Here is a 17643-nt window from a genome sequence, read left to right on the forward strand (position 1 = left end):
TTTTTGCGATTCCACATACTAACATTGTCAATTAAAGGAGGTAATGGTTTTGTTGTTGAGGAGAATAACTGTCCTGATTATGGCCATTGTTTTAACACTTTCATTTTATAAAGTTGTTGCAAATGCAGAAACAACGGCAAACTTGGCTGAACAAAATACGATGTCGGTACTTTGGTTTCAAAGCGCCGGGGAAGCAAAAGGGTTATATTATCAAGGCTATAACATTGGAAGGATGAGATTGGACGAAATCATGAAAAAAGAAAGGGGGAAAAATAACTTAAAGCCAGCAATTGTCCTTGATATCGATGAAACCATTTTAAATAACAGCCCACACCAAGCTAGGTATGTAATTGCCGGAAGAAAAATTCCTTTTAATTGGAATGAATGGTTCAATCGAACTAAAGCAAAACCACTTCCGGGGGCAATAGAGTTTTTGCATTATGCAAATTCTTTAGGTGTAGAGATTTATTACATTTCCAACCGTTATGAATCACAAAAAACTGCAGCTATTAAAAATTTACAGATTGTAGGTGCACCCCAAGCTGATTCAGACCATGTATTATTACTGCAGCCTGGTGAAATTGGGAAAGAAACGCGCCGCAGGCAAGTAGGGAGAACACATGAAATACTTCTATTATTTGGCGATAACCTTGGAGATTTTAGTGGTTTTGATGTGTTATCCGTTTCAGAAAGAAATCAAGCAGTGGACAGATATCGAGAGGAATTCGGTAAAAAGCTGATTCTGTTTCCAAACCCAATGTATGGTGATTGGGAAGGCGCAATTTATAATTATGATTACAAGAAATCTGATGAAGAAAAAGCCAAACTAAGAAAGAAATTCATGCAAACGTACCGTTAGAATAAAAAAGACGCCAGAAAAGGCGTCTTTTGTCTGGACGAAATAAAATAAATAATATCATAGACAACAGGAGCAACTCAATTCCTTACATTTTTAAGGATATTGATTGCAAAGACAATGATACCTAATACCATCAAGGTCCCACCTGTAGCTACTGCAGGCGCGGCACTTTCCGTTCCGGTTACTAAAAAAGCGAGTCCAATCATCATAATGGGAAGAGAAATATTATGAAGCCAAAAGTGAACCTTTGCCAGTGTTGTTTCCGCAGCACCTGGAAAACCAACATAGATGAGACCAGCGACAGCCATAGTCAGCCAACCTAATAAATTAATATGGGCGTGGACCGGTGTGAAGTCGAAACTTTCCGTCATTGACATATACATACCCATGCAAACCCCAATGACAAAATACACAACAGAAATTTTAATCAACCTAATTGCCATTTTCCCGCCTCCTCTTTTTAACCTAAAAGATATGACTACAGTACTAATTATGTTGACATACTCTGAAAAATAACTTTGATTTCAAGAGGACGAAGCAAGAATTTCATGGACGAAAAAAAGCCACCAATAAATGGTAGCTTTTTTTGCAAAGCATTAAAAAAGTGCTTTAATACCTACTAAAACAATCCCTATTAAAAATCCACATACTGCACCATTGACACGGATCCATTGAAGGTCTTTTCCAACGTTAGTTTCAACCATATCGATAAGTGTTTTATCATCTAGTTTTTCTAAATTTTCTTTAACAAGCATTCCTATTTTTGAATGATTTTTATCAACAAAACTAAAAATATGATTTTTAATCCAAGCTTCAATAACGTTCACTTTTTCTGGATTTAATTCGATACCTTCTAAGCCCTTTTTAATTAAAGGGAGGAGATAATCATCATAAAAGGCAGGTTTTTCGACAAAGTCATAAGCTTTTTGCTGGATCTGACTTAATAAATCAGTAATTTGTTCTTGCAACTCCCATTTATCTACTAGCTGGGATTTAAAGTTATTAAGTTCTTCATAAATCTTTTCATCACTTTTTATTGATTGCAGCTTTTTATTCATATGAATCATTAAGGTATGTCTATTTTGATTTAAGGGGTCACTATAGCTGGCTACACCTTTTAGAATAAGACTTTGGATAATGTTCCCTAGCTTTTCTTCATTAACAAGGTTGCTAAATGACTTTAAGGCAAATTGCATAAAACCATCTGCCTTAATATTTTCCACCGCATCTACAGCCAACCCACCAAGTTTGTATTTTGTACTTTCTTTCCTGGCCCATTCATCAATTTCTTTTAGAATATAATCTAGTACTTTTTCATCATATTTTCTAATACTAATCTGGTCGATAAGCAAGGGGAGATAATTCTTGCTATCCAAATCGTTGATTCGTAATTTTAGTTCTTTTTCTAGAAGCGGAGCAAATTTTTTTATATCAAATATTTTAATTAAATGTTTAGAAATCATTAGGAAAGACTTTTGAACGGCTTGTGATGGTAATTCATTATAGATGATCTCAAATAGTTTTTTAGTGAAATTGATGGTGTCTATTTTTTTTCGAATACTCTCTTTTGTTAGCCAATCATTTTCTAACATTGAAATTATTCCAGCAATAATTCTGTTACGATTTTTGGGAAGGAGAGCAGTATGTGGAATAGGAATTCCTAGTGGATGACGGAATAATGCGGTTACCGCAAACCAGTCAGCCAGTCCTCCTACCAGACCGGCTTCAAATCCCCCTTGTAGGATGCTCCCCCAGATTGAATTCTGTATCGGAATAGTGGCTAAAAAGCCGATTCCCATCACAGCAAGAAAAATTGTCGCTAAATGCCGTGTTTTATTCTTACGATTTAACATTATTAAACCCCTCGTTTTTTGAGTATATTATTGTCTAAAGCTATTATCTCAATTTTACAGAAAAAAAAGCAAAAAAAATTACTTATTATAGACTTATTTGTTAAAGCACCGAATAGAAATGAAGACACCTCTCAACTGTGAGAGGTGTTCAGATTGTAGACAAAAGGCATTCGAATGAGCCCATTCGGATGCCTTTTTATTGGATTTTTGCTCATAAGAGCAAAATTTAGACCTACCTTTGACTATTATTACGCCAATTCTGGACCTTTCCACGTCCAGCTGGCCATCTTTTTCAAGTTCATGGCAGCAAAAGTAAGCATCGCTTGCATGGACAATTTTTTTAAGCCTCTTAAGGTTGTCCAACGCATACCATGCTTTTCCTTAGCATCCGCAAAGACCCGTTCAATCGTTTCTTTACGTCTTGCGTAAATGCTTTTATTTTCTTGTGTGTGACGAAGATGATCGGCTTCTTCTATGTAATGTTCCCAAACATGTCGCTCAATCAATTTTTTATGTTCTTTACTCTGCGTGCATTCTGAAAGTAAAGGACAATTTTGGCACTCAAACGGATTAGAGAAGTATTGACGCTTTCCATTCTTCGTCGTCGTTGCATATTTCAGTATTTGTCCTTGCGGACAGATATAACAATCGTAGTATTCATCATAAATATACTCATGTTTTTTCATATAACCGTCCTTCGTACGAGGTCGTGTATATGGTAATGCAGGAGTCATATCATTTTCAATTACGAATTGAGCAATAGCAGGTGTTTTGTATCCAGCATCAGCAGCAACAGCTTCAGGTTTCCCGTGTTTTTCAATGACCTTCTCAAGTAGTGGCTCGAAAATGACGCTATCATGGATATTCCCCGGGGTTACAATTGCACCCAAAACAAAACCATTTCGATCCGAAGCCGCATGAAATGAATATGCGAACTGTTTCGTTCGCTCATCCTTTACGTAATAACCACTTTCTGGGTCAGTGGTACTTTCTTTAATTTCCTTTAATTCTTCTTTTTCAAATTTATCTGGAGGAAATGGCTTTTTTCCGTGATCATCCCGGTCTTTATTAATCTCTTCTTGTAGACGTGTTTCATAAACCTTCGATTCCTTTCGAACTACTTTCTTTTCAAATTTACGCTTATTTGCACTAGCTTTAACATGTGTAGAATCAATAAATACGTGCTCGCTACTAATCAATTTCTTTTCTGAGGCTTCCTTTAAAATACGATAGAATATCTGTTCAAATAAATCAGTATCCTTAAAGCGTCGCTCGTAGTTTTTACCAAACGTTGAAAAGTGAGGTACCTTATCATAAAAACCAAAGCCGAGAAACCAACGATATGCCATATTCGTTTCGATTTCTGCAATGGTTTGACGCATAGAGCGAATACCGAAGGTATATTGAATGAAAGCCATCTTTATCAATACCACAGGGTCAATACTCGGACGTCCCCGTTCAGATGAGTACATATCTTGAACAAGTGAATAGATAAATGAAAAATCAATAGCAGCTTCTATCTTACGAACCAAGTGGTTCGCGGGTACAACTTGTTCTAAAGCTATCATTTCTATTTGATCACGATTCATCTGTGTATTTTTAGTTAGCATTTCATCCACCTCATCTATATGTCTGTATCTTAATTATACAAAGGACTGATTTAAAGGTCATTATTGATTTTAAAACTTGTTGATTGGAGCGGAAGGCGCGAAGACTCCTGCGGGAGTACGGAGCAGGGGAGACCCCGCAGGCGCTTAAGCGCCGAGGAGGCTCCCCGCTACGCCCGCGGAAAGCGAAGCGCCTGGAGCGCAAATCAACAAACAATTTAACAAAGACATAAAAAAGACTGCCGGCAAACCCAAGTTTTTCGGATTTGTCGACAGTCTGGACACCTCTCAACTGTGAGAGGTGTTTTCCATTTTCTTCTTCTGAGGTTTTATATGTGTAATCAGTCCATCAAGATCGGTAATATAAAATTGTATTTTAGGTTCTTCTTTAAGAAAATGCTCTTGCTTTAACTGAAAATAATTAACCTTGTGTTAAAGGATCAATTCAAAAGAGCAAAGAAGCAGAAAATTCTATAAAAACAGTACAGATGAATGACAACCATAAAAATGCAGAACGCCTGCCAGAGTAATATTGGCACAGATCAAGAGCTGCGACGACAAATCCTTGGGATATAGCACTGGCTAATAGAGCCAGCAATAAATGTAAGTTTGTTGATGGAACTTTAAAATTAAATTTTGTGACCCTTTTACTTTTCTCGTCTAAATTTATGTTGTAAAATATACAAGGTTTATTAAATAGAGAATTAGGGGGAATAGAAATGAAAAAGTTTTTTGTATTATTATTTGCACTAGCTATGGCAATTGGTCTAACTGCATGTTCCAGCAATAATGAATCAAAAACAGATAAGAAGGAAAAAAAGGAAGAAGCAGCACCAAAAGTGGATGTAAAAAAGGAATTAGTCAAATTTTATATGGATCTTGGAAATAAAATTAACGCAAAAGATACTGATTTAAATGTTTATGTCGCAAAGGCAACTAAGGAAGATGCCAAGCCTGAGGAATTACCAACTGCTGAAGACCGGGCTAAAGCGAGTGAAGCAGCAGCGGCTGTTGCAACAGAATTAAATAATTATCAAGTGCCTGCGGAATTAAAGGATAAAAAAGCAGACCTTGACTCAGCTATTAAAGATTATGCCGCTTCCTACCAAACAAAAGCTGATGAATTGAAAAAAGATGTTCCTAATCTTGATGCAGCATCAGCAAGCTTAACACAAGCTGAAGAAAAACTTGGGAAAGTATTCGAAAGTGAAAAATTACTGCCGCCAAGCCTAGATAAGCAAGTAAACTAATGAAACTAAAAAACAAGCCAGATGTACGATGCTGGCTTGTTTTTTTATACTTTAATTAGTTAGTAATTATCTTGATTTTAAGATACGGCTGAGCTTGCAAGTTCATTATATTGGACCAATAGTTCCTCTGAGTCATTATCAATCGTTAAGCAAGTTTCGGTATCTCCAAAAAACCAAACATCATTGACTTCAACAAAGAAGGTAATTCCATTTACATCAATTGTATAACCAACATTAGCAGGTGTTTCTGCTGAAAAAGCAAGGCTAAATCCTCTATGCTTCATTCCAAAACCGGCATATTGAGGAAACATCCGAATGCTAAATGGTTTATGAAATTCGAATTCTCTTGTGAACCATGAGGCAGCTCTTTCATCGATAGAAATAAACATCTAAATGCACCAACCTTTTCCTATTAGGTAATGATTCATAAGGAAAGAAATGGATGTAAAAAAAGAACCTAGATAAAAATTGATTCCCATTTCCCTATATTGAAAGAGTATAACTTTTATTTAGTTTTGCATGTGATATTATTCACGGACTTTCTTCAGGTATCATAATTTTTAAAAATGTTCATTTTTTTTCCTTAAAATGTTCACTTGTATGCGAAGAGTCACTACTTATTTTTTATAAAAGGTTTAAATATAACTAATAAATATATCTTTTATGGAGGATTATATGGATAAAGATTGGACGAAGGATTTAGAGCATGATGAATATGAATTTAATATTGATCTGATCATTAAAGATGCATTGCAGGCAGTGGAAGAAACGAAAAAGGGGCACTTTGTAAATCTAGTGACAGCTGAAACATTTGGAAATCCTGTCGATTATATACAGCCTCTACTAGAGGAGTTGTATCCTGATCAAGTAAAGATTAAATTCATTGATCAGTGTGGATGTGGTGGATATGTATTAAGAGTTTGGAAAAGTTAATTTTTTATGACCATTTAATCTACCGTACAAGTGTTGCTGATATTGTAACATATATATAGTGAAAATAATGTTACGATTAAGGCAAGAAAAAAGGGGGTTTTACAATGGTGAAGGAGTTCGATAAGTTAACAGAGAATGTTACTGACATTAAAAGCTTAATTCAAACATTCAATGAAACACTAGATAATATTGAAAAACGACTATCAAGGCTTGAAAAGATGGATAGCATTGAACACCGTGTAGAAGTAAACCAAATTGACCTTTCCGATATTAAAGAATCACTTCAGCGGATTGAAGAATCAAACAATAGCGATATACAGCATATTAATCGACGTCTTGATTCACATTTAGTTAAAATCGCAAAAGTTGAAGAGGATATGATAATTATTAAAACAAAATAATTTTTTTTCATAAGATAAAAAGATCAGATACAAACAATCTGATCTTTTTTTTCTCCACAAAAAAACCAGACCGGAAAACGATCTGGTTTAGGAAGTTTTTTAAGATAGCACTTCTGAATTGGATATTGATACTTGTGAGCTAACTGCCTCACCATTATTGGCATTTTTCGTGACCTCAATATATTTAATATGGTGCTCTTCCATATCGAGAATTTTAAAGGAATAGGTATCATGAAGTAGGATGTCTCCTTCTTTTGCTTCGTAATTTTCGGTTAGAATCCAACCGCCAATCGTATCGACATCTTCATCGTCAATCTCCACTCCCAATAAATCATTGACCTCACTAACTAATACTTTAGAATCGATAATATAATGGTTTTCCTTAATTTTGCGAATCTCTGGAATTTCATCCATATCGAATTCGTCACGAATTTCCCCAACAATTTCTTCTAAGATATCCTCAACAGTAACCAGCCCGGAAGTACCGCCATATTCGTCCATTAAAATCGCCATATGAACACGGTCTTTTTGCATTTTTACTAATAAGTCATGGATAGGAATCGTTTCTATTACTCTAATTATTGGTCGTGTATAGTTTTCTAGAGTCCGTTCAGCTAGTTTTTCATTACCAATTAAATCAGTCATAACTTCTTTTATATTAATAAGCCCAATTATATGATCCTTATCACCATCAATGATGGGATACCGTGTGAATTTTTCTTCACGTAAAACCTGAAGAAATGTCTCTAATGTATCATCCTTAGATAAGGAAACGATTTCCGTTCTAGGGACCATAACTTCTTTGGCAATCCGGTTATCAAATTCAAAAATTTTATTTACATACTTAAACTCTGATTGGTTAATTTCACCACTTTTGTAGCTTTCAGATAGAATAATTCGAAGCTCTTCCTCTGTATGGGCGATTTCGTTTTCAGAAACAGGCTTAAGCCCAAAAAAACGTGTTGTAATTCGTGCAGAGCCATTAAGCAGCCAAATTACAGGAAACATCACCTTATAAAAAAGGATGAGCGGACGTGACATCATCAGGGTAATCCATTCTGCTTTCTGGATCGCCAATGTTTTAGGTGCAAGTTCACCAATTACGACATGTAAAAATGTAATCGCTGCAAATGCAAAGCCTACAGATAATATTTGGTTAAAACTTTCGGGAATATGCAGGCCTTTAAAAATAGGGTGCAGGATCTTTTCAAATGTCGATTCACCAAGCCAACCTAATCCAAGGGCAGTAATGGTAATTCCTAACTGACAGGCAGAAAGGTATTCATCTAGGTTCGAAATCACTCGTTTAGCAGTCACAGCACTCGAATTTCCTTCTTCGATTAACTGATCAATTCTTGAGCTTCTTACTCTGATAATAGCAAATTCTGAAGCTACAAAAAAAGCAGTTAAAGCAATTAAAATGGCTATAATAACCAAGTTAAATATGTCCAAATAAGTTCCCTTATCCCGTTTTTAGACAGGTAAGGAGTCACCTCCCAGTTTAATAAAAAAAATTAACTCGTATCACAATATACTCATATCTAGTTTTCTGCTAATCTCGTCTAATGGTCATTATACCACCTCGACAATTTTGTAAATTAACAATAATTATAAAGAATTTGAACCGTACAGTCAAACGTTCTGGTTAGTATATTGGTTGATAACTATATTTTATGGGAAAACATAGTGAATATGAACAGTAAAGACGAAATATTACAAAAATTATATAAAATAATACTGGCTCCTATTCAGGAGCCACTTCTACTTTTTTTGGTTCTGTTTTTGCTTTATAAACTTCAATATATAAGATATGGTGACCTTCTATCTCATTAATTTGGAATACAAATCCGTCGTTTTCGATGGAATCACCTTTATGTACATCAAACTTTTGTGTTAAAAACCAACCCCCAATCGTGTCTACATCTTGCTCATCAAGTGATGTGCCCAGTAGATCGTTTACTTCGCTTATCAGTACTTTTCCATCCAAAATAAAATGACCATCTGCTTTTTTCTGAACAAGTGGGAGTTCATCCAAGTCAAATTCATCCCGTATTTCACCAACAATTTCTTCAAGAATATCTTCGACAGTGACAATTCCTGCTGTCCCTCCATATTCATCAGATAAAACGGCCATGTGTGATCGGTTTTTTTGCAGTTTGACTAGTAGTTCCTGAATGGGAATTGTTTCAATGACATGAATGACTGGCTTAAGATACGGGATTAGCGGTCTTTCGCCGGTACATTTTTGCTGAATACAATCGGTTAAGACCTCTTTAATATTAACAACACCTAAAATATTATCTTTGTCACCATCAATAAGGGGATATCTAGTGTATTTTTCTTCCTTGACTATTTCAATAATTTCTTCCATTGAGGCATCCCTGGATAGAGTTACAAGCTCAGTTCTCGGAACCATAATTTCTTTCGCAATCCGGTTATCAAATTCAAAAATTCGGTTCATATAACGGTATTCAGATTGATTTATTTCCCCACTCTCATAGCTTTGAGAAAGGATTAAACGCAGTTCTTCTTCCGAAAGGACGATATCATGATCAGATGCCGGTTGTATCCCAAACAGTCCAGTAACAAATCTGGCGGAACGATTAAGAATCCAAATAAAGGGATACATCAGCTTATAAAATAGGATTAACGGCCGAGCAAAAAACAAGAGGATTTCTTCTGCTTTTTGAATCGCTATCGTTTTTGGTGATAATTCTCCAATTACAACATGGAAATAGGTTATAGCAATAAAAGCAATGATAAACGAGATAATGTGTTTTAAAGATAAAGGTAATTGAATCCATTCAAAAACGGGATCTAGCAGTTTTCGAATAGTGGGCTCACCCAGCCATCCTAATATTAGGGAGATGATTGTAATTCCAACCTGAGTAGCCGATAAATATCCATCCAAATTAGAAATGACTTTCTTTGCTGCTTCTGCTTTTGGGTTTCCTTCTAACAGTAATTGATCAATTCTTGTTGTTCTAACCTTTACCATCGCAAATTCAGAAGCGACAAAAAGTGCGGTAAAGGCTATTAGGATAACAATAATAATTACATTCATCCAAATCATCTATCACCTTACAAAAGGTAAGGTTTGCCACCTCACTTACGTTTTACTGTATACATTATTTCAAAAAAAAATTCTATTAGCAAATCGGCCTATAAAAAATGCTGCCAATGGGCAGCATGCAACGATTTGTAATTAGACATTTTTTAATAGGCAATTCTTTTATTCCAGTCGCGGGCAAGCATACTATAAACAAAAAGATCATGAAATTGTCCATACAATTGTTCGCCGTCTCTAATGATCCCTTCCTTTACAAAACCGAATCTCTCAGGAATCGCACGGCTTTTTTTGTTTTTTATACCACAGCGAATTTCAACACGGTTTAAGCCTAATGTGAAAAAGGCATAGTTTATAAGGGATTGAACGGAACGAGTCATGATCCCATGACCTTCTGCATTTTTGGAAAGATAATAACCGATACTTGTCATACGGTTATGCCAATCAATTTGATGTAATCCAATTGAGCCCACTAGTTCACCTTTATAGAGTATCCCTACGTTTAATCCGCTATTTTCTGAGAACTGGGACAGCCATACGGGAATAATCGACTCAAATTGATAAAGGGAGTTCATGCTATCCACCCAGGGCATCCATTCACGTAAATGTTCACGATTCTCCTCAACCATCTTATACAGCATTAAGGCGTGATGCTGCTGAAACAACTGAAGCTCAATTTCATTATCAACCTTTAATGTAAACATGGGCCTAATCTCCTGATAAAAATTTTAGTTCATCATATGCAACAGGAGTCTATAACGGAAGATATATTGAAGAGAAATAAAAAAATCCCTGCTTTAATGAAAGTGGGATTGGATAATAGGACTATGAATGACCATGTTCATTGCCACTATTGATGGCTGTGACTGGTAAGCTAATCGAAAATGTAGTTTTATCAGGGGTGGAATCACAATCTAAATTCCCTTTATGTTTTTCAATAATTTCTTTACATACAAACAAACCAAGACCTGTACCCAGTTTTTTTGTCGTGAAAAATGGTTCGAAAATGGATTTTCTAAGTTCAGCTGGGATCACTGGACCATTATTGGAAATATTGATTTTGATGGACTGATTTTTGAGACTGCTATTGATCTCAATTGTTGGAGTGGGATTCTCATCATGATTTAATACATCAATCGCATTAAATATGATATTAATTAATACCTGCCTAATTTCATCCGCATACCCATTAAGAGTAATATCTTCACTTAATTCTTTTCTTATTTTTACTTTTCCATCGAGAATGCTTGGATATAGAAAGTTTAATACTTCATCAATTAATTTATTTAAATTGAAGTCATCCTTTTCTTTTCCAATTAATTCCTTTTTTGATAAAAGTAAGAATTGCGAAATACGAAAATTAAGTTGATCCAATTCACTAGAAATGATATCTAAATATTTCATATCCGGATAATCAGCTTTCAGCAATTGAATAAATCCTTGAACAGATGTTAGTGGGTTCCTAAACTCATGAATAAAGCTTGATGTCATCTGGCCGAGTAGTGTTAATCGATCCTGATGGGTAGAATCGATGTGCATTGTTTTTTCTTCGATGATTTTGTTTTTTGCTTCAGAGTAATGTGAAACAGCATAGTATAAAAATTTATCAAAGCAAAAATTTATCCTGTTTAACGCTTCTTGCATATCTGACCATGGGATCCCAGTGTTACCTAAATAGCTGTATAAAACTGTTCTCCCAAGATTTACATTATAAACAAAATCTCCAAGGTTAATATCAGCCAATACTCTTTCTTCCGAAACTTCTATGGCTAGCTTTTCGATAATGTTTAAAAGCTCTTGCTTAGTCATTTTATGCATATTAAGCAAAGCTTCGAGTAAGGCGGCTCCGTTTTCATGAATCTTCAATTTAAAAGGGTCTGCTTTATTGGTAACAATAGCATTTTCCCATTCTTGAATCAATTTCTGTTTATTTTGATTAAAATAGTCAATTAAATCCGTTTGGCTTTCCGTGAACATGCCGTTTTCCCCCTATGCTATTGACAAAACTGCTTACAGTGTAAATTCGATGATTAAAGCAAAAATCCTTCTTTATTTTATCATAAAGAGTGTTACTTCCCATTTAATCATAATACAAGGATCATATGGGAAAATAAGAAAAAAATCTAGCATCACTCAGTTTATATTTTCCTTGTAAAAGCCACAAAAGATTTCGAACTTTTGACAAATTTATTATGCTTATTACCTACGAATAAGTGTTAAAATGGCATATAGAAAGATAATCATTCTCAATTAACATAGATAGGGTGATATAAATGTTCGGATTGTTAAAAGCAGGGGGTAAAGGGAAAATCGTTAATCTTTCTCAAGTTGGTCTCATAGTGCAAAGACGTTTACTTGACTTAGGGATCACAGAAGGCTCAGAAGTGTGTGTGAAGTGTGTGATGCCATTTGGCGGGCCAGTTATGATTGAATCATGTGGACAATGTGTCGGTATCCGCCGTAGGGAAGCAGTTCAGATTGAAGTGGAGAAAATATAATGGAAATCGCTCTAATTGGAAATCCCAATACTGGGAAAACTTCATTGTTTAATAATCTAACAGGATCCTATGAGTATGTTGGTAACTGGAGCGGCGTAACCGTTGAAAAGAAAGTTGGTATTTTTAAAAATAATATTGGCCATTTAATTGATTTACCAGGTGTGTATACACTTAATCCGCTGTCAAAGGATGAAGGAGTGGTTACATCCTTCTTTTTGAATGAATCCGTTGATCGCCTGCTAAATATATTAGATGCTTCACAATTAGAACGTAATTTACATTTGACCTTGCAATTGCTAGAGTTTGAAAAGCCTGCCCTTATTGGACTTAATATGATTGATGTGGCGAATAAGCGCGGGATTCAAATAGATGCAGGAAAGCTTTCAAAGTTTCTCGGGGTGCCAGTCGTTCCGGTGGTGGCAAGAAGCGGTAAAGGCTGTGACAAACTAGTAGATGTCATCTCAACAAAATCAATCCAGCCTGTCAAAAAGAACCTCGTTTACTACGGAAAAGAGGTCGAAGAAGCGATTGTGACATTGACCGGTATGTTAAATGGAAAAACCGGACTTTCTGCACGCTTTTTAGCGATCCAATATTTTGAAGGAAATGAATACGTCAGAGACTATTTAAATAGCAGTGTAGATGTAACTAAGCTAACTACTATTACGGCAAATCTTGAATCAATATTACAGAAACAATATGATGTAAAATCTTTAGCCAACTATATTTATCAAAAAAGAAAAGAAGTAATCGAGAAGATTTTCGCGGAAGTTGCTAGGAAAAGTAATTCAGATATTCCTCTTTCTGAAAAAATTGACAGTATCGTTACGAATCGATTTTTAGGAATGCCAATTTTCTTGTTGCTCATGTATTTTATGTTTATGTTGACTTTTGATTGGCTCGGAACACCATTATCTGATCTTTTGGATGGATTTTTAACTGGACCGATTACGGCAGGATTTGAGAAGGTATTCACTGCTATCCATGCCTCCGATTTTATTCATGCGTTAATTATTGAAGGCTTAGTTGCAGGGGTAGGCGGGGTTCTCGTCTTTGTACCGCAAATTTTTATCCTCTTCTTTTTTATATCTTTATTAGAAGATTCAGGGTACATGGCTCGAGTCGCATTAGTAATGGACCGGATTATGGAATCAGTTGGCTTAAATGGAAAGGCATTTATCCCAATGATGATTGGTTTTGGCTGCAATGTACCAGGAATAATGGCAGCAAGAACAATTGAAACACCAAGGGAGAGGCTGTTAACCATTTTACTAACTCCGTTAATGTCTTGCTCGGCACGATTACCGGTATATGCATTATTCGTTGGAGCGTTTTTTGCAGGAAATAAAGCATTGGTTGTCCTTAGCCTGTATGTACTTGGCATCATTGTTGCGTTAACCTTGGCAAAAGTCTTTTCTTCTACTGTACTTAAATCAGAAACTTCATTATTTGTTATTGAACTGCCGCCCTACCGACTGCCCCAATTTCAATCACTTTGGAGAAGTACATGGGATAAAGGGAAAGGATTTGTAAGAAAGGCTGGAACATTTATTTTTGCTGGTTCTGTCTTTATCTGGCTGCTATCATATGCGGGTCCCAATGGTTTAAAGGTTGACATGGATGATAGTTATTTAGCGGCAATTGGAAATGTTATTGCGCCAATTTTTGATCCGATTGGTTTTGGAACATGGCAGGCATCCGCTTCGTTAATTACTGGATTCTTGGCAAAAGAAGCAATTATTTCTACCATGAATATCATCTATTTTGTTCCGAACGATGCAAGTCTGCAAGGTTTATTGGCAAATTATTATACACCGCTTGCAGCTTATAGTTTTATGGTTTTTATATTGTTATATATTCCATGCTTAGCGACGGTTGCAACAATCTATAAAGAAACGAATTCAAAGAAATGGACAGCTTTTTCAATGATCTATGCATTTGCTATCGCGTATGTCCTCTCTTTGATTATCTATCAAGGTGGCAAACTGTTTGCACTTGTGTAATTCTTAAAAGAGGTGGAACAAATGATTGCCAATATTTTGATAGGGGCAGCTATTTTTGGATACGCGAGCTGGGCCTTAGTCAGGTTTATTCATAAATCGAAAAAGGGAAAATGCGGCGCATGTGATTTGAAAGATTCATGTTCTAGCAAGTGCGGCATCCCTCCTAAAATACAATAATTATTAAAAGACTGCTATCCATGAGGTAGCAGTTTTTTAATGATAATATTTGAATGATACGACAATCTAGTGTAAAATTACACTAGTTGCAATTGAAGGAAGGGCTGAACGTGACCAGGGATGAAATTATGATGCAGGTTTCTGAAAAACTTCGTCTCATACGAACCGAAGCAGGTTATACTCAGGATAAAATGGCAGAAATCATTGGTGTCTCAAAGAAAACACTTGTTCAAATTGAGAAGGGCAGAGTTCTTGCCAACTGGTCTACCGCTGTTTCGATTTGCGCTCTTTTTCGTGAAACGGAAACAGTCCAATTCTTATTTGGAAATGAACCGCTCGAAGTGTTAGAAACGGTTGCCCGCGAAGGAATAGATATTCGTAAATCAAAAACGTTTGGCGGCAGGATCTGGTGGAGAGTATTATCAAAGAAAAACGGTTATATTCTTCAACAAAATATTCTAAGTAAACATTTTCGCATCTTAGATGAAAGAAATTACCGCATCTTTAGCAGTATTGATGAAAAGCTTTCAAGACAACGCTTTAAAGAATTGACAAAAAATGAATAAAAGACATTGAAAAGATGGGAATTCTGCCCATCTTTTTTCTTTTTTGTGGAATACTAATCGGTGGAGTTATCTTTCATAGAAAACCATCATAAAATCAACCCCATAATCAAAAAGTATACCTGTTATAGATTACAGTTAAAGGATGTTTTTCATTTGGTATTTAAAGATAAAGTTAGTGCCATTTTTACAAATTGGAAAAAGTGGCACTTACTACAAATATTAGTGCTATCAGTATTGGTTCTCGTCTTAAGTTTTTTCGGTCTTCTTTATTATTTTTCCAAGGATGCAGATATTTCTGGACTTAAAAACGAGCTGCCCCAAGCAACAGTGTTTTATGATGTAAATGAGGATGTAGCAAGTAAAGTGTCGGCCAATAAAAATGAAGGCGTCTCAATCAAGCAGGTCCCTGATTCAATGAAAAATGCCATCATTGCCATTGAGGATCGTCGGTTTTATCAACATAAGGGTGTCGATTTAATTGGAACCGCTAGGGCACTCATCCGTGACTTAAAAGCAGGGGGAATGGTCGAAGGCGGAAGTACCATTACTCAACAATTGACAAAGAATACTCTACTTACATCACAAAAAACTTTAAACAGGAAGATGGAGGAAGTTTTTTTAGCACTGCAAATTGAACGGGAGTATTCGAAACCCGAAATCCTCCAAATGTATTTAAATCAAATCTACTTTGGAAATGGTGCATGGGGAATAAAAACTGCCGCCAGCAAATATTTTGCCAAAGAAGTGAAAGACCTATCAATCAGTGAATCTACCTTACTCGCAGGGTTAATTAAAGCGCCATCTGCCTTAAATCCGTACGAACATATGGAGAAAGCGACTGAAAGGCGAAATCTAGTATTAACTCAAATGCGAAAACAAGGGTATATTTCGAGTCAGCAATATGGGAAGGCGAAGCATGAAAAGGTGGTTTTGAACGATAGGGGAGGGGACCTGTTCCGAGGTAAATTCCCATACTATGTTGATCAGGTATTAGATGAAGCAATCAACCAATATGGCTTATCACAGGATAAATTACTAACAGGCGGCTATCAAATTTATACAGAGCTGGAACCGGTGATGCAAACAGCAATGGAAAAGACGTATCAAAATGATACATTATTTCCAGAAGGAAAGGATCTCCTTATACAGAGTGGCGGAGTATTAGTTGATCCAAAGACAGGCGGGATCAGGGCCATTATTGGCGGTCGAGGGAAACACACCTTTAGGGGCTATAATCGTGCTTCACAATTAGAAGCACAGCCAGGATCCTCCTTTAAGCCATTAGCTGTTTATACACCTGCACTGGAAAATGGCTGGAAAATCACCGATATGTTAAAGGACGAACCTATGGATTTTGGCGATTATCAACCGAGTAATTACGATCATCAATATGCTGGAGAAGTACCGATGTATGAAGCCGTAAAAGAATCAAAAAATGTTTCAGCAGTATGGTTATTAAACGAATTGGGAATCGAAAAAGGGTTAGAATCTGTAAAACGTTTTGGAATTTCATTGGACAAAAATGACCGTAATTTATCACTTGCCCTAGGAGGCTTGCATAAAGGTGTTTCTCCTTTGAACATGGCAGAAGCCTTTGCTGTTTTTCCGAATCATGGTGTAAGAGTGAAGACCCATGCAATCAAGAAAATTGTTGATGCAGACGGGAATGTAATCGCCGAGTGGAAAACAAAAAAGGAGCGAGTCACTACAAAAGCTGTTACCGATAATATGACAACAATGCTCCTTGGTGTAGTTGAACAAGGAACAGGAAGTGCTGCACAAATACCTGGCCGAGAAACGGCAGGGAAAACAGGTTCAACTCAGGTTCCAATCAAGGGAATCAATGGTGTAAAGGACCAATGGTTTGTGGGTTATACACCACAGCTGGTTGGAGCCATCTGGGTTGGCTATGATAAAACAGATGCCGAGCATTATATAACTCCTACTAGCAATAATGGTTCTGCGGTTGTTTTTCGTGAAGCGATGACGGAGGCACTAAAGAATACGCCATCGGAAAGCTTTAATGTCCCACATATTGCTTCATTGATAGAGAAGAAAAGGCAGGAAAAAGAGGCGAAGAAACGGGGGAATATTCAAGAGAACTTTAATAATGAGGTTCAGAAATGGGAAGAGAAGTGGAATAAGCAAAAGGAAAAGTGGAAGAAGAGGTGGAAGAGTAAAGGGAATAGTAAGGGTCACTAATATTTTTATCGTAATAGACAATATATAAAACAATTCTGAAAAATGGGAATTGACTTTCAAATAAACTGGTGATAATCTAACAAAGGAAGAAAAAATAGGAAAGGGAGGGTTACAAAAATGATTAAATTCAATCAAGCTTTTTTACCAATTGAATATTTGAATGTAACCTGTCCTGAAGAATTTTCCAGTTAATTTTAGACGCGAAAATTAATAAATGACAAAAACAC

General features: G+C 36.1%; 17 protein-coding genes and 1 pseudogene. 9 read left to right on the plus strand and 9 right to left on the minus strand.

The genetic code is table 11. The features are described from left to right. Window positions 1-79: 79 nt before the first annotated feature. A complete protein-coding gene (locus CCK98_RS07250) occupies window positions 80-859 on the plus strand; it encodes a 5'-nucleotidase, lipoprotein e(P4) family (protein WP_373408524.1) in 780 nt (259 codons plus the stop codon). Window positions 860-936: 77 nt separating this feature from the next. Here CCK98_RS07250 and CCK98_RS07255 read toward each other — a convergent pair whose 3' ends face one another. The 4 genes and pseudogenes from CCK98_RS07255 to CCK98_RS07270 form a co-directional block, all read right to left on the minus strand. Then, window positions 937-1302 carry a cytochrome-c oxidase gene (locus tag CCK98_RS07255; protein WP_088085957.1) on the minus strand — a complete coding sequence of 122 codons (366 nt, stop codon included), beginning with the start codon at window positions 1300-1302 and terminating at the stop codon, window positions 937-939. A gap of 153 nt (window positions 1303-1455) precedes the next feature. Beyond that, entirely contained in the window at window positions 1456-2712 is a 1257-nt protein-coding gene (locus CCK98_RS07260; protein WP_088085958.1) for a DUF445 domain-containing protein, read from the minus strand. Window positions 2713-2960: 248 nt separating this feature from the next. After that, window positions 2961-4322, minus strand: a complete 1362-nt coding sequence (locus CCK98_RS07265) for an IS1182 family transposase (protein WP_088085959.1) — start codon at window positions 4320-4322, stop codon at window positions 2961-2963. Between the two features lie 285 nt (window positions 4323-4607). Next, window positions 4608-4739, minus strand: a pseudogene (locus CCK98_RS07270) (DUF3939 domain-containing protein); the annotation flags it as partial. Window positions 4740-5038: 299 nt separating this feature from the next. Between CCK98_RS07270 and CCK98_RS07275 the strand changes: the two are divergent. Further along, window positions 5039-5569, plus strand: a complete 531-nt coding sequence (locus CCK98_RS07275) for a hypothetical protein (RefSeq protein ID WP_088085960.1) — start codon at window positions 5039-5041, stop codon at window positions 5567-5569. 77 nt (window positions 5570-5646) lie between these two features. On the opposite strand, the gene CCK98_RS07280 is transcribed toward CCK98_RS07275, so the two are convergent. Further along, on the minus strand, window positions 5647-5958 hold the full coding sequence (locus CCK98_RS07280; RefSeq protein ID WP_088085961.1) for a HesB/YadR/YfhF family protein: 312 nt from the start codon (window positions 5956-5958) through the stop codon (window positions 5647-5649). A 286-nt stretch (window positions 5959-6244) separates the two neighbouring features. Between CCK98_RS07280 and CCK98_RS07285 the strand changes: the two genes are divergently transcribed. Next, window positions 6245-6502 (plus strand): CGCGG family rSAM-modified RiPP protein, encoded by a 258-nt coding sequence (locus CCK98_RS07285; RefSeq protein WP_088085962.1) that lies wholly within the window; start codon window positions 6245-6247, stop codon window positions 6500-6502. Between the two features lie 104 nt (window positions 6503-6606). Next, window positions 6607-6903, plus strand: a complete 297-nt coding sequence (locus CCK98_RS07290; RefSeq protein WP_088085963.1) for a hypothetical protein — start codon at window positions 6607-6609, stop codon at window positions 6901-6903. Window positions 6904-7002: 99 nt separating this feature from the next. Here CCK98_RS07290 and CCK98_RS07295 read toward each other — a convergent pair whose 3' ends face one another. The 4 genes from CCK98_RS07295 to CCK98_RS07310 form a co-directional block, all read right to left on the minus strand. Then, complete coding sequence (locus CCK98_RS07295) at window positions 7003-8355, minus strand: hemolysin family protein (protein WP_088085964.1); 1353 nt, start codon at window positions 8353-8355, stop codon at window positions 7003-7005. 292 nt (window positions 8356-8647) lie between these two features. Then, entirely contained in the window at window positions 8648-9976 is a 1329-nt protein-coding gene (locus tag CCK98_RS07300; protein ID WP_088085965.1) for a hemolysin family protein, read from the minus strand. A 143-nt stretch (window positions 9977-10119) separates the two neighbouring features. Continuing rightward, a complete protein-coding gene (locus CCK98_RS07305; protein WP_088085966.1) occupies window positions 10120-10674 on the minus strand; it encodes a GNAT family N-acetyltransferase in 555 nt (184 codons plus the stop codon). Between the two features lie 121 nt (window positions 10675-10795). Continuing rightward, window positions 10796-11947: a histidine kinase N-terminal domain-containing protein gene (locus CCK98_RS07310; protein WP_088085967.1), complete on the minus strand. Its 1152-nt coding sequence runs from the start codon at window positions 11945-11947 to the stop codon at window positions 10796-10798. A gap of 296 nt (window positions 11948-12243) precedes the next feature. Here CCK98_RS07310 and CCK98_RS07315 point away from each other — a divergent pair, with 296 nt between their 5' ends. The 5 genes from CCK98_RS07315 (at window position 12244) to CCK98_RS07335 (ending at window position 17416) form a co-directional block, all read left to right on the plus strand. Beyond that, on the plus strand, window positions 12244-12468 hold the full coding sequence (locus CCK98_RS07315; RefSeq protein ID WP_088085968.1) for a FeoA family protein: 225 nt from the start codon (window positions 12244-12246) through the stop codon (window positions 12466-12468). After that, window positions 12468-14471: a ferrous iron transport protein B gene (gene feoB / locus CCK98_RS07320; RefSeq protein ID WP_088085969.1), complete on the plus strand. Its 2004-nt coding sequence runs from the start codon at window positions 12468-12470 to the stop codon at window positions 14469-14471. The genes CCK98_RS07315 and feoB overlap by 1 nt, the downstream gene beginning before the upstream one ends. 21 nt (window positions 14472-14492) lie before the next feature. Next, window positions 14493-14648, plus strand: coding sequence for a FeoB-associated Cys-rich membrane protein (locus tag CCK98_RS07325; protein WP_088085970.1), 156 nt, complete (start codon window positions 14493-14495; stop codon window positions 14646-14648). Window positions 14649-14758: 110 nt separating this feature from the next. Next, window positions 14759-15214, plus strand: a complete 456-nt coding sequence (locus CCK98_RS07330) for a helix-turn-helix transcriptional regulator (RefSeq protein WP_088085971.1) — start codon at window positions 14759-14761, stop codon at window positions 15212-15214. Window positions 15215-15367: 153 nt separating this feature from the next. Further along, complete coding sequence (locus tag CCK98_RS07335; RefSeq protein WP_088085972.1) at window positions 15368-17416, plus strand: transglycosylase domain-containing protein; 2049 nt, start codon at window positions 15368-15370, stop codon at window positions 17414-17416. The last annotated feature ends 227 nt before the right edge of the window (window positions 17417-17643 follow it).

Origin of the sequence: Bacillus sp. OV166 (assembly GCF_900177675.1) — a bacterium.
In the GTDB taxonomy this organism is placed as follows: domain Bacteria; phylum Bacillota; class Bacilli; order Bacillales; family Cytobacillaceae; genus Neobacillus.

Bases quoted from the DNA above. Each gene is read 5' to 3' on its own strand.
- CCK98_RS07310 (WP_088085967.1), bottom strand. From the start codon at position 11,947: ATGTTCACGGAAAGCCAAACGGATTTAATTGACTATTTTAATCAAAAT.
- CCK98_RS07300 (WP_088085965.1), bottom strand. From the start codon at position 9,976: ATGATTTGGATGAATGTAATTATTATTGTTATCCTAATAGCCTTTACC.
- CCK98_RS07265 (WP_088085959.1), bottom strand. From the start codon at position 4,322: ATGCTAACTAAAAATACACAGATGAATCGTGATCAAATAGAAATGATA.
- CCK98_RS07315 (WP_088085968.1), top strand. From the start codon at position 12,244: ATGTTCGGATTGTTAAAAGCAGGGGGTAAAGGGAAAATCGTTAATCTT.
- CCK98_RS07325 (WP_088085970.1), top strand. From the start codon at position 14,493: ATGATTGCCAATATTTTGATAGGGGCAGCTATTTTTGGATACGCGAGC.
- CCK98_RS07290 (WP_088085963.1), top strand. From the start codon at position 6,607: ATGGTGAAGGAGTTCGATAAGTTAACAGAGAATGTTACTGACATTAAA.
- CCK98_RS07275 (WP_088085960.1), top strand. From the start codon at position 5,039: ATGAAAAAGTTTTTTGTATTATTATTTGCACTAGCTATGGCAATTGGT.
- CCK98_RS07260 (WP_088085958.1), bottom strand. From the start codon at position 2,712: ATGTTAAATCGTAAGAATAAAACACGGCATTTAGCGACAATTTTTCTT.
- CCK98_RS07250 (WP_373408524.1), top strand. From the start codon at position 80: ATGGCCATTGTTTTAACACTTTCATTTTATAAAGTTGTTGCAAATGCA.
- CCK98_RS07255 (WP_088085957.1), bottom strand. From the start codon at position 1,302: ATGGCAATTAGGTTGATTAAAATTTCTGTTGTGTATTTTGTCATTGGG.
- CCK98_RS07280 (WP_088085961.1), bottom strand. From the start codon at position 5,958: ATGTTTATTTCTATCGATGAAAGAGCTGCCTCATGGTTCACAAGAGAA.
- CCK98_RS07305 (WP_088085966.1), bottom strand. From the start codon at position 10,674: ATGTTTACATTAAAGGTTGATAATGAAATTGAGCTTCAGTTGTTTCAG.
- feoB (WP_088085969.1), top strand. From the start codon at position 12,468: ATGGAAATCGCTCTAATTGGAAATCCCAATACTGGGAAAACTTCATTG.
- CCK98_RS07285 (WP_088085962.1), top strand. From the start codon at position 6,245: ATGGATAAAGATTGGACGAAGGATTTAGAGCATGATGAATATGAATTT.